Genomic DNA, 13,302 nt, shown 5'->3' on the forward strand with positions numbered 1-13,302 from the left:
TCTTACTTTATATATAATCCTATGTTTATTTTTATTGTTAGTTATTAAAATTATTTAGTTATTTATTGGTTTAACTTTTAAATTAGTTTATTTTTTAATTGATTGTTTTATTTTTTTAAATTTTTATGGTTTTTAATTTATTCTGTTTTTTATTTTTTTAGTTTTATTATTTTATTTCTTCTGGTTGTTTTAATTTTTCGGTTTTAAAATACTTATAATAAATTTGCTAAATTTGGTTTTTATTTTTTAGTTGGGATGATTTTTAGGTTTTATTATTTTATTTTTTTATTTAATTATATTATTTTTTAGTTTTTTTAATTTATTTTATTCTTTATTTTTTATGGATTGTGTTGAGAGATTTTTATAGTTTATTTAATAAAAAGCTAGCTTAGAGTATTTAGCTAGCAATATTATGTTTGTGTATGATTTATGGTGTGATAGTGTGTATATCTTTAAGATATTCAAAATGCTTAAGTTTAATGTATTTTTCTTTATTTCCTATTATAAAAATAGCTATTTTTTAGTGTTAGATTTAGTTTTAGGTTTTTATTGTTTAGCTTGTAAAATAAATTATTTTAGTGTTAGAGTGGATAAAGTATTGGTATAGAGATTTATTTTTTACAAAAGAGTGTTTGTAAGTGAGTTTGAGTGAGAAATAGTTTTTAGTTTAATCTTATGGGTTTAGATTGTTTGTTTTAGGTATGGTTGGGTTGGGGTGATGAGGATAATTAATTAAAAGATGTGATTTGGATTTGGTATAATTTTATGATGATTTTAGACAGATTGATTGAGAAATTAAAATACAATAATGTTTTTTTAACCGGTGGAGCAGGTGTTGGAAAATCTTTTTTAACTATGGAGCTTATTAAGGCGTATAGGCAGCAAGGAAAAATAGTTATCGTTTTGGGTTCTAGTGCTATTAGTGCTTTTAATATAGGCGGTGTAACCTTGCATAGTTTTTTTGCTTTTAAAAGATGTAAAAATTACGATGAATTATATTATGAAGATAGAAAACAAAAGGATAAATTAGAAAAACTAAAACGAATTTTAAAACAATGTGATTTGTTAGTTATTGATGAAATTTCTATGGTTAGTGCTTCTTTAATGGAAATGATTTATTATAGGCTTATAAGATCTGAATTTAATGGAAAAATTTTATTGGTAGGTGATTTTTTTCAACTTCCTCCAGTTGTAGATTTTAACACTCAAATAAATAATTTATTTCAAGCTAGTTTATATGCGTTTTCATCTCAGGCTTGGAAAGATTTTAATTTTACAAATGTAATGCTTACATTAGCTAAAAGAACAAGTGATAGACAATTTTATGATTATTTATTTTACTTGAGAATGGGTATTCTTAAACAAGAAACACTTGATTTTTTTAAAAAAATGCTTATCAAAAAAGAAAATTTACTTGAATATACAAATACATATACCTTGTTATGTTCTACTAATAAAAAAACAAACCAAGTTAATGAAAAAAAATTAAATTTATTAGAAGGAAAGGAATATGTTTTTAATTCAAAAAGTGAAAAATTAGATGTGTTATTGGATGATAAAATTTATCATCAATGGATTAATAGTTTAAATTCTTTAGAAGTGTTAAAATTAAAAATAGGAGCTAAAATAATTTTTTGCGTTAATAATAAAGAAGAAAATTATTATAATGGAGAACAAGGAGTTGTAATTGATTTTATTTATGAAGATGAAAAAGAGTATATTTTAATCGAGAAAAATAATGGCGAGCGATTGAGAATTAAACCTTATGAATATACTTTTGAAGAGTATGAAATAAATGATGATAAAATAGAGGTGAAAATAAGAGCAAAATTTATACAATTTCCTATAAAACTAGCATACGCAATTACTATACACAAATCTCAAGGAATGAGTATAGATTATTTAATATGTGATATTGATGGAATTTTTGAAAAAGGACAATTATATGTTTGCTTATCAAGAGCTGTTAATCCTTGCAATTTAAAAATTGTATATAATTACAAAATACCTTTTGAAGATTATTTTTTAAAAATTTTAAAAATAGACAAAGAAGTTAGACAATTTTATATGGAAGAAAAATTTATAAATTTAGAAGATAATGAGGAGATGTAACGATGAAATGGCTTGTGTTTTTATTTTTTTTACAATTTAGTGTTTTAGCTAATTCTTTGAGTATTGAAGATTTTAGAACAGATTTATATTCTAAAATAGGAAATAATACTTTAAAAAAAATAGAAATAACATTAGAATTTGAAGGTGATAATTTAGATGAAATAAAAATTATTGATGCTTTAAATACAATAATTTCAAGCTATTTTTATGAAGATTTATTTACAGAAATTGGAAAAAATAATTTCAAAGAAACTTTACTTAAATTTAGTAATAAAAAATACAAAACTCATATAAAAAATATTTATATTTTAAAAATCAATTCTATACAAGAATTTGACTTAGAAGAATTAAAACGCTTTTTAAAGGATATGGATAAAACAGATATTAAAGAGAAGGTGGTGTCTAAAAAAATAGAAAATACTAAAAATATTCTTGAAAACAAAGAGCATAATATAAGTAAAAATGAAGATGCTAATATAAGCACAGAAATTATCAAGCAAGATATAAATAGTTCAAATATACAAGATGTTAACACGAGCAAAGAAGCGATGGATATAATTTTAAAAACTATGGAAAATACGCAAATGCAAATGCTAGCACCAAGTAAGGATCAAGATTTGTTCAAAGAGTTGCCATATTAATCATTGAACAATATCAAAATTTGCAGGAATTTTTGGGCTAAATAAATTTTCATTTATATTTTGATCAAATTTTTGATTAAAAAAGAATATAGTAATGAGATTATTAAGTTCATCACTATAAGAAATACTTTCTAATGAATCATCATTTTTTAGTTTAATTTTATATGTGGTATTTTCATAGTGAGCTTCATAAGTGTTCGATGATAGTTTTTTGGCTTTTTCAAAAATTTTTTGAAGTTTTGGTGTGTTTTGTAATTTAGTGTAAATAGCTTGTTCTAGGTCAGGTTCTATGATGATAATTTCTTTATTATTAATATAAATTTTTTTATTTGTAGGATGGGTATAATTCCAAAATGCTTTATTTTGAGTGATGATAAAATTGCCTTTGTATTTTAATGATGAATTGTTACTTTGAACTATTTGTTCAAAATCACTGCTAAAATTTTTAAAATTAATATTAAAAGCAAAAAGATTTATAAAAAATAATACGAGTATTGCAAAATATTTCATGTTTTACCTTTTTTTTCATAAATTATATAAAAAATTATCAAACAAACTTTTTATATAGTTCTAATTAAAATAAAGATATAATTTAGCATATATTTTTATAAATAAAGGTAAAAAAATGTTTTCTAGTATATTTAAAGCAGTATTTGGCACAAAAAATGATAGAGAGGTAAAAAAATATTTAAAAAGAGTAGCTCAAATTAATGCTTTAGAAGCAAAATATCAAAATTTAAGTGATGAAGATTTAAAAAAGGCTTTTAAAGATTTTCAAACACAAATTCAAAATAATGAAAAAAATCTAGATCAAATTTTAAATGATGTTTTTGCTATTGTTAGAGAAGTTGGTCGTAGAACTTTAAATATGCGTCATTTTGATGTGCAATTAATCGGTGGAATGGTATTGCATGAGGGTAAAATTGCTGAAATGAAAACAGGAGAAGGTAAAACTTTAGTAGCTACTTTGCCAGTTGTTTTAAATGCTATGAGCGGTAAAGGCGTGCATGTAGTTACCGTAAATGATTACTTAGCAAAAAGAGATGCTGAACAAATGAGTGCTATTTATAATTTTTTAGGTTTTAGTGTTGGTGTGATACTTTCAGAACAAAATAACGATGAAGCGCATAAAAAAGCTTATGAATGCGATATAACTTATGGAACAAATAATGAATTTGGCTTTGATTATTTGCGTGATAATATGAAATTTTCAAAGTTTGAAAAAGTTCAAAGAGAGCACAATTTTGTAATCGTGGATGAAGTTGATAGTATATTAATTGATGAAGCTAGAACCCCACTTATTATAAGCGGACCTACAAATAGAACTTTAGATGGATACATTAAAGCAAATGAAGTAGCTAGACAAATGCAAAGAGGTGAAGCAGCTGCTACTCCTCAAGATCTTCCAAGCGGAGATTTTGTTGTAGATGAAAAAAACAGAACTATTATGATTACTGAAACTGGAATTTCTAAGGCAGAAAAATTATTTGGTGTAGAAAATTTGTATAGCCTTGATAATGCAATATTGGCTCATCAACTTGATCAAGCTTTAAAAGCACATAATCTATTTGAAAAAGATGTGCATTATGTTTTAAGAGATAAACAAGTAATTATTGTAGATGAATTTACAGGAAGGTTAAGTGAAGGAAGACGTTTTAGCGATGGTTTGCATCAAGCATTAGAAGCTAAAGAAGGGGTAAAAATTCAAGAAGAAAGTCAAACTTTAGCAGATATTACTTTTCAAAATTATTTCAGAATGTATAAAAAATTAGCAGGTATGACAGGAACTGCACAAACTGAAGCTACGGAATTTTCTCAAATTTATAATCTTGATGTAGTTTCTATACCTACAAATATTCCTATTGCTAGAATAGACAAAGATGATTTGATTTATAAAACACAAGATGAAAAATTTAAAGCTGTGATTGAAGAAATTAAAAAAGCCAATGCAAAAGGACAGCCTGTTTTGGTAGGAACTGCAAGTATTGAAAGGAGTGAAGTTTTTCACAATATGCTTGTGAAAGAACGCATTCCTCATCATGTGCTTAATGCTAAAAATCACGAACAAGAGGCTTTGATTATCCAAGATGCAGGAAAAAAAGGTGCTGTAACTATAGCTACTAATATGGCAGGTCGTGGGGTTGATATAAAAATAGATGATGAGATAAGAGCATTAGGTGGGCTTTATATTATAGGAACAGAGCGCCATGAAAGTAGAAGGATTGATAACCAACTAAGAGGTAGAGCAGGGCGACAGGGCGATCCTGGAGTGAGTAGATTTTATTTGAGCTTAGAGGATAATCTTTTAAGAATTTTTGGCGGTGATCGTATTAAGAGTATTATGGAGAGATTGGGTATAGAAGAGGGTGAGCATATAGAAAGTCGTATAGTTACAAGAGCGGTTGAAAATGCGCAAAAAAAAGTTGAGAGTTTGCATTTTGAAAGTAGAAAACACTTGCTTGAGTATGATGATGTGGCAAATGAGCAAAGAAAAACTATATATAATTATAGAAATGAATTATTAGATGAGGAATTTAATCTACAAGATAAAATTTTAAAAAATATAGCTGAATACAGCAATCATTTAGTAAGTCAAATTTATCTAAATGCTGAACTTGAGGATGATGTAAAGCATTTTGAAACTTTAAAACAAAGAATTAACTATGAATGCAATATGGAATTAAACGAAAATGATTTTAAAGATTTAAGCGTAATTGAAATTGAAAACAAGCTTAGTGAAATTTTAGAAAAATCTTATAAGGATAAAATGAGTATTATTGAAGATATGGAAGCTAGAAGGATAGAGAGAATTTTGTATCTTCAAATTTTAGATAATCTTTGGAGAGAACATTTATATCAAATGGATATTTTAAAAACAGGTATTGGATTAAGAAGTTATAATCAAAAAGATCCTTTAGTAGAATATAAAAAAGAGAGTTATAATTTATTTATGGAGCTTGTAGAGCGTATTAAATTTGATAGCTTAAAATTATTATTTAATGTTACTTTTACACAAAAAGAAGCCCAAAATTTTGAAGAAAAATCTCATGAGCAAAATGAGCAATTTTTGGCTAATACCACAGAAAGTGGAGTAAATGAGGAAGGACAAGCTCAAATTACAAAGGTTCCTAGGAATTCACCTTGTCCTTGTGGTAGTGGAAAAAAATACAAAGATTGCCATGGAAAAAGTGGTCCTAAAAAGGGTATTTTAGCATAAGGTTTGATTAATGAATTTAGTAATAGTTGAAGATGATATAAATATGCGAAAATCACTTGAAATTGCATTGAGTGAATATGAAGAATTTAACATTAAATCTTACAAATCAGCAAGTGAGGCTTTAAAAAAACTAAATGAAGAAGTGGATTTGATTATCACAGATATTAATATGCCTGGTATGGATGGCATAGAATTTGTCCAAGCTTGTGATAATAAATATGATTTTATTATTATCACAGGAAATGCAACGCTAAATCGTGCCATAGAAGCACTAAGACTGGGCGTGAAAGATTTTTTAGTAAAACCATTTGATATTAATACCTTAGTAACCACCATAAAACGCGCTAAAATTATCCAAGAAAAAACTTCTAAAAAAAGCACTAAAAAAACAAGTAAAAAAGAAAATAATGAGGAATTTTATGGTAGCTCTAAGGCTTTAGATCATTGTCTTAATCTAGCTTTAAAAGCTGCAAAAACTGATGCTAGTATAATGCTTTTTGGTGAAAGTGGGGTGGGTAAGGAAGTTTTTGCAAATTTTGTACATAAAAATTCTAAAAGAGCTCAAAAGCCTTTTGTAGCTATAAATATGGCAGCCATTCCAGCAAATCTTATAGAAAGTGAGCTTTTTGGTTTTGAAAAGGGTGCATTTACTGATGCTAATGCTACAAAAATTGGTTTGTTTGAAATGGCAAATGAGGGAACTTTGTTTTTAGATGAGATAGGGGAGATGCCCTATGAAATCCAAGCAAAATTATTAAGAGCTTTGCAAGAAAAAGAAATCACAAGATTAGGAAGCACTAAAAGTGTAAAAATTGATGTAAGAATTATTAGTGCAACTAATGCAAATTTAGAAAAAAAGATTGCCAACAATGAATTCAGACAAGACCTGTATTATAGGCTTAATACCATTCCTATTAATATACCTGCTTTAAGAGAACGCCAAGAAGAAATCTTACAAATTGCACAAAAAGTTTTGCTTGAAACTTGTAAAGAATACGACTTCAAAGAAAAAACCTTAAGCCAAGAGGCTAAAGATGCTTTGCTTGCTTATGATTTTCCAGGTAATATCAGAGAATTAATCTCTATCATACAAAGAGCTTGTATTTTAAGCGAAAATGATATAGTTAATGCACAAGATTTATTTTTAGAAAGCAGAAAAAGTAAGGACATAAAAAATCTTGAAAAAGAACTAATACTAGAGGCTTTAAAAAATTCCCAAGACATAAGCCAAGCAGCTAAGCTTATAGGAATGAGTGAAAAAATTTTTAGCGAAAAAATGAAAAAATACAATATTACTTAAAAAGGAAGGAAAATGAAAAAAATAGCTATTGTAGGCGCAACAGGTGCAGTGGGTGAGGAGCTTTTAAATGTTTTAGATGAGCTTGATTTTCCAGTTGAAAGCATTTTGCCTTTAGCTAGTGCAAAAAGCGCGGGTGCTGAGGTAGAATTTAGAGGAAAAACTTATAAGGTTAAAGAATTAACCCCAAGTGTTTTTAAAGAAAACCCAGTGGATATAGCCTTTTTTAGTGCAGGTGGAAGCATAAGTGCTGAGTATGCAAAGTATGCTGTGGAGTGCGGGGCTGTGGTTATTGATAATACAAGCCATTTTAGAATGGATGAAAATGTGCCTTTGGTGGTGCCTGAGTGCAATAGCGATGATATTAAGGATTGGAAAAAAACAGGAATTATTGCAAATCCAAATTGTTCTACTATACAAATGGTGCATATTTTAAAGCCTCTTGATGATGTTTTTAATTTAAAAAGAGTTGATGTAAGCACTTATCAAGCAGCAAGTGGAGCGGGTAAAGAAGGTATGGAAGAATTGGTTAAGGGTATGCAAAGCTTTTTTGCTTTTGAGTTAGATAATTTTAAAGCAAAAACCTTTCCATATACTTTAGCCTTAAATTTAATACCGCAAATTGATGTTTTTAATGAAAATGGCTACACAAAAGAAGAGCTTAAAATGGTGAATGAAACACAAAAAATCTTGCACAAAAAGCTTGAAATTTCAGCAACTTGTGTGAGAGTTCCAGTGCTTAGAAGCCATAGTGAGGCTATTACTATGCATTTTGAAAAAGAAGTTGATGTTGCTAAGGCTAGAGAAATTCTTTCTAAAGCACCTAGTGTGGTTGTTATTGATGATATAAAAAATCAAAAATACCCTATGCCACTTTTTACAAGCGATACTAACGAAACTTATGTAGGAAGAATAAGAAGTGATATTAATCATAAAAATATTTTGCACTTATGGTGCGTGGCTGATCAAATCAGAGTTGGAGCAGCAACCAATGCTGTGCGTATCGCAAAAAAATGGTTAGAATTAGTTAAAGGTTAATGAATGTTGGAAAAATTTTTTGAAAATTTATTGGTAAAAAGTCGTATTGTTACTATATTGCCTGTGATTTTTGGGCTTATTGGTGCTTTTGTGTTGTTTTTTATTGCAAGTTATGATGTGATTAAGGTTTTAAAATATGTGTATGATTATTTTTTCATACCTAATACTAGCATTGACTTACATGAAGATGTTGTAGGGCTTATTATAGGGGCTGTGGATTTGTATTTAATGGCTCTGGTTTTATTTATTTTTTCTTTTGGAATTTATGAGCTTTTTATTAGTGAGATTGAAGATTTTAAACGCACAAAACAATCAAAAGTTTTAGAAGTTCATAGCCTAGATCAATTAAAAGATAAATTGGCTAAAGTTATTATCATGGTTTTGGTAGTAAATTTTTTCCAAAGAATTTTACAAATGCAAATTAGCACTGTTTTAGATATGGCTTATCTTGCAGGTTCTATTTTAGCACTTTGTGTAGGACTTTATTTTTTACATAAAAGTGATCATTAAAAAGGATAAAAATGATTTTTATAGATGCGTGTTTTAAAAAGCCAACCTCTTATACTCCCGTTTGGATGATGCGACAAGCAGGAAGGTATTTGCCTGAGTATATGCAAGTTCGCTCAAGTGCTGGGGATTTTTTATCTCTTTGTAAAGATTATAAAAAAGCAAGTGAGGTTAGCTTACAGCCTGTGGATATTTTGGGAGTGGATGCGGCTATTATTTTTTCAGATATTTTGGTGGTGCCTTTGGAAATGGGTATGCAACTTAGCTTTCAAAAAGGTGAGGGGCCTGTATTTGCAAAACCCATTGAAACAAAAGCTGATTTAGAAAAATTAGATGTAGAAAAAAGTGTTAAAAATCTTTCTTATGTGTATGATGCTTTAAAATTAACTAGAGAAAAATTAGCCAATGATAAAGCATTGATTGGTTTTTGTGGTAGCCCTTGGACTATTGCTACTTATATGATAGAAGGTGGTGGGAGTAAAAATTATGCAAAATGCAAAAAACTTGTGTATCAAAACCCTGAATTTTTGCACCAAATTTTATCTAAGTTAAGCCATGCTTTAAAATTGTATTTAGAAGAGCAAATCAAAGCAGGTGCTAATGCTGTGCAAATTTTTGATAGCTGGGCTAGTGCTTTGGAAAAAGAGGCTTTTTTTGAATTTTCTTTTAATTATATGCTTGAAATTTCAAACTATATCAAAGAAAAATATCCCCATATTCCTGTGATTTTATTTCCTAAAGGTGTGAGTGCTTTTTTAGATCAAATCAATGGAAATTTTGATGTTTTTGGGGTTGATTGGAGCACGCCTTTGGATTTAGCAAAAGAAAAATTAAGCGCTAAATACACTTTGCAAGGCAATATGGAACCATGCAGATTATACGATAAAAAAGCTATAGAGCAAGGTGTTTTAGAAATTTTACAAATCATGAAAAACACTCCGCATATTTTCAATCTAGGACATGGAATTTTGCCTGATATTCCTGTGGAAAATGCAAAATATTTTATTAAATTAGTTCAAGAGCAATCTAAAAAATGAGTAAAATTGTTTTTGGCCCTATAAGCTCAAGAAGGTTTGGGCTTTCTTTGGGGATTGACTTAAGTCCTAGCCAAAAACAATGTAATTTTGATTGTGTTTATTGTGAGTTAAAAGCCGCAAAACCTGTGGAAAAATCTGTGCTTTATCCTAGTGTTGATGAGGTTTTAGCTGAGGTTTTAAATGCTATGGAAAGTGGTGTTGAGTTTGATTTTTTAACGCTTACTGCAAATGGTGAGCCTAGTTTATATCCTGATTTAGCTTTATTAATCCAAGAATTAAATGCCATAAAAAAAGATAAAAAACTCTTGATTTTAAGCAATGGGAGTGCGGTTTTAAATTCACAAAGTTTTAATGCCTTGCTTGATATAGATGTGGTTAAATTTAGTCTTGATAGCGTGATAGAAAAAACTTTTTATCGTATTGATAGGGCTTTAAAAAGCATTAAAATCGATCTTTTGCTTGAAAAAATGATAAAATTTAGTCAAAAATTTAAAGGCGATTTAATCATAGAAGTTTTGATTGTGCAAGGTTTAAATGATAATGAAGAAGAAATGCTTGCTTTAAACCAAGCTTTTAAAAAAATCAAACCTTTAAGAGTGGATTTTAGCACCATAGATAGACCCCCAGCTTATCCTGTAAAAGCCATATCAAATCAAAGGCTAATAGAGCTTAGCTCTTGCATTGATAGTGCTTGTGTTGTTGTGGCTAAGCATTTTTATAATCAAACTAAATTTGATTTTAGTGAAAATGAGCTTTTAAAAATGCTAAAATTACGCGCTCAAAGCGAATTTGATGTGGAAAATACCTTTAGTCCAAAAAGCAAAGAAAGACTTAAAAAACTACTTTTAGAATCAAAAATTCAAGAACTAAATCTTTTGGGAGTAAAATTTTACAAAACTATATAAAAAATCTTGACAAATACATTTTTTTCTTATATAATACCACTTCTTATTTATTAGATTCCGGATTAGCTCAGCGGTAGAGTAGTCGGCTGTTAACCGATTGGTCGTAGGTTCGAATCCTACATCCGGAGCCACTTTCTTAATTCTAATATTTTATATCAAATGTGAAAAATTTACTATTGAAATTATTACCAACTTTTTCATATTGGAACAAAGCCGGTTCTATATTTTGCACTTCATGGTATAAAAGTCCTAATGCTAATCTTGCTTCTAGAGTTTCTTCATTTTCCAATTTAGCAAGTTCTAATAATGCTATGGCTGAATTTGGATTATTTGAGCCTATAGCAGAAACTGCTGCTAAAAATAGAGTCTGTGCGTCTTTAATTTTATAATCATCTATTAAAATATTATAAAGAGTATATGCTTCTTGGTATTCTTTTGCAAAAATATCAATATAAGCCAAAGCAAAAATTAATCCCACTGAGTTTTTACTACTTAAAGAAAGTCTTTTTTTGATGTCATTTCGAACATGATTAAGTAAACCAGTAATTTGCATAAGAGCAATATAGCTATCTTTTACTATACCAGCTCCGCCAAATAAAGAATTATAATCAAGTTCAATACTTTGAAAATATCCTTGAGCTTGTTTTGCATAGTCTTTTATGCTAAGATCCATATTTTTCGAGTTAAAGAATAAAATATTGCTAATAATATCTTTGTTTAATAATTCTTTTAATTCTTTTATTTTTGTATTTCTTATACTATCTAAATGATTTCCATTTGCTGCAATTATTGCAAACATTAGCTCTAAAGGTGTCTTTTTTTGTATGGAATTATTATCTAAATACGGAATCATAGCTACATAATCATTGCGAGGTAGATACAATAATGATTTATATATATTAGCACTTTGATCAATATTTTGATCAAGTTGTAAATTTTCTATAAGCTCATTAAATAATTTTGTATAGTCTTTTTTTGTCAAATCCATGCAAAATATAGCAAAAATTCCTGCTAGATAATTTTTAGGATTTAGATGATAAGCTGTTGAAAAATGCTTTGCAGCGTTGATGTAATCTTGTAATTGCGCATAAGTTAAAGCAAGATTGTAATGAATAACATCATGTGCATGATATGTATTGCTAAGGTTTTTTAACTGCTCATTTGCTTCTCTTAAATGATAATTAAAAGCTAAGTTGATAGCTTTGGATAATTCTATATTAGCTCCAGATAATGTTTTGCTTTGAGTTAATAACTGGTTTTCATACTCATATGCTTGTATAAAATTTCCTAAATCAGCTTTTGTAATAAGTTCCATACTTTGTTTGGCATCAAAAACTCTATAAGGTGCAAAATAAAATAATAAATCATAGATATGCTGTTTACCGGTAATAATTTTTTTAGCAAAAGATTGTTGAGCGATATCTATATTTGAAAAATTTTTTTTCAAAATAGTTTTAATGTTGTAATATTTAGTCACTTCACTTTTATCTTTTGTGTATAAATTTTTTAAGATATGTGCTCCATTATTATAATTACCCGTTTTTAATTCTACTAAAGCTAAAGCAGTTTCACTTTGAGACTTTTGATTATCTATTTTTGAAGCTCTTTGTAAATATTCTTTTGCATTAACATAATCTCCAGTTTTTGCATATAACAACCCTAAAGGCAAACTTGCTTCAAAGCTTTCTTGTTTTTTTAAAAGTTCAATAGCATCTTTTTCAGAATTTAAAAGAGAATAAATTTTTGCACTAATATAAAAAGATTCATCCTTATAGGCTTGATTATTATCTGTTTTTGTTAACATTTGTAAAGCCTCTGGATAAAAGCCTTGGTAGTAATTAATCAAACCTAAATAATAATTATACAAAGTTGATTTTGAATCTTGTGGAAGATAAACTCTAGCCAAATCAATATAATAAGAAAATTTATCTTTATCTCCTATGTTAAAATAACACACTGCTAAATTAATAGCTGCTGCTACTTTATGTTCTTCAAGTTTTAATGATTGTTTGAAATTTTCTATAGCTTTTGTATAATCTTTTTGCTTCATTTGAGCTACACCAAGATTATAACTTGATAGTGATTGATTGAAAAGATTTACATTATTATATAGTTCCAAAGCATTTTCAATATCACCTTTTTCGTATAAAACATTTGCTTTTTGTATCATTTGATCAAGAGCTGAAGAAGGTATTTTTGTAATACTTATTGTGGTGTTATCCTCTTGAGTATTATTTTGTGTTATAGGTAAAGACTCTGGTTCTTTTTTTAGAACAATCAATAAGATTAGTATTATTAATAAAACTAAAGCAAGCCCTCCAAGAGCAGAGATTAAAATAATAAATTTTTTATCCAAAAATTTCTTTTTTTCTTCTTTTTGAATTTCTTGAGGTTCTTCTTCTACTCTTTGAAAAGTACTTTCTTCTTCTAATTCAGGTGGAATTAAATCAGAAGGTATCTCCACTTGTTCGGTTTGATTTTCTTCTAGATTAGAAACTTGTTCTTGTTGATCTTGTTCTTTTAAAGTTACTTCTTCAGCCATTTTTTC

Annotated in this window: 10 protein-coding genes and 1 tRNA gene; 9 read left to right on the forward strand and 2 right to left on the reverse strand. The window is 28.1% G+C overall.

What is annotated here, in order from left to right; genetic code table 11:
• Positions 1-771: 771 nt before the first annotated feature.
• Both CPEL_RS02395 and CPEL_RS08695 read left to right on the forward strand, forming a co-directional pair.
• A complete protein-coding gene (locus CPEL_RS02395) occupies positions 772-2,112 on the forward strand; it encodes an ATP-dependent DNA helicase (RefSeq protein ID WP_044599492.1) in 1,341 nt (446 codons plus the stop codon).
• 2 nt (positions 2,113-2,114) lie between these two features.
• Complete coding sequence (locus CPEL_RS08695; protein ID WP_049984567.1) at positions 2,115-2,753, forward strand: flagellar basal body-associated FliL family protein; 639 nt, start codon at positions 2,115-2,117, stop codon at positions 2,751-2,753.
• Here CPEL_RS08695 and lolA read toward each other — a convergent pair whose 3' ends face one another.
• Positions 2,754-3,263 (reverse strand): LolA-like outer membrane lipoprotein chaperone, encoded by a 510-nt coding sequence (gene lolA, locus CPEL_RS02405; RefSeq protein ID WP_044598462.1) that lies wholly within the window; start codon positions 3,261-3,263, stop codon positions 2,754-2,756.
• 115 nt (positions 3,264-3,378) lie between these two features.
• Here lolA and secA point away from each other — a divergent pair, with 115 nt between their 5' ends.
• The 7 genes from secA (at position 3,379) to CPEL_RS02440 (ending at position 10,885) form a co-directional block, all read left to right on the forward strand.
• Positions 3,379-5,970, forward strand: coding sequence for a preprotein translocase subunit SecA (secA, locus tag CPEL_RS02410; protein WP_044598463.1), 2,592 nt, complete (start codon positions 3,379-3,381; stop codon positions 5,968-5,970).
• 10 nt (positions 5,971-5,980) lie between these two features.
• On the forward strand, positions 5,981-7,270 hold the full coding sequence (locus CPEL_RS02415) for a sigma-54-dependent transcriptional regulator (protein WP_044598464.1): 1,290 nt from the start codon (positions 5,981-5,983) through the stop codon (positions 7,268-7,270).
• A gap of 12 nt (positions 7,271-7,282) precedes the next feature.
• The gene (locus CPEL_RS02420) at positions 7,283-8,305 is read left to right on the forward strand and encodes an aspartate-semialdehyde dehydrogenase (protein ID WP_044598465.1); all 1,023 of its coding nucleotides are present in this window, start codon (positions 7,283-7,285) and stop codon (positions 8,303-8,305) included.
• Positions 8,306-8,308: 3 nt separating this feature from the next.
• Positions 8,309-8,815: a YqhA family protein gene (locus tag CPEL_RS02425; RefSeq protein ID WP_044598466.1), complete on the forward strand. Its 507-nt coding sequence runs from the start codon at positions 8,309-8,311 to the stop codon at positions 8,813-8,815.
• 11 nt (positions 8,816-8,826) lie between these two features.
• Positions 8,827-9,849, forward strand: coding sequence for a uroporphyrinogen decarboxylase (hemE, locus tag CPEL_RS02430; protein ID WP_044598467.1), 1,023 nt, complete (start codon positions 8,827-8,829; stop codon positions 9,847-9,849).
• Positions 9,846-10,754, forward strand: a complete 909-nt coding sequence (locus CPEL_RS02435) for a radical SAM protein (protein ID WP_044598468.1) — start codon at positions 9,846-9,848, stop codon at positions 10,752-10,754. Before hemE ends, CPEL_RS02435 begins: the two co-directional genes overlap by 4 nt.
• Before the next feature lie 56 nt (positions 10,755-10,810).
• Positions 10,811-10,885, forward strand: a tRNA-Asn gene (locus CPEL_RS02440).
• A gap of 11 nt (positions 10,886-10,896) precedes the next feature.
• On the opposite strand, the gene CPEL_RS02445 is transcribed toward CPEL_RS02440, so the two are convergent.
• Positions 10,897-13,296, reverse strand: coding sequence for a tetratricopeptide repeat protein (locus CPEL_RS02445; protein WP_044598469.1), 2,400 nt, complete (start codon positions 13,294-13,296; stop codon positions 10,897-10,899).
• Positions 13,297-13,302: the final 6 nt, after the last annotated feature.

Source organism: Campylobacter peloridis LMG 23910 (assembly GCF_000816785.1).
Lineage (GTDB): Bacteria > Campylobacterota > Campylobacteria > Campylobacterales > Campylobacteraceae > Campylobacter_D > Campylobacter_D peloridis.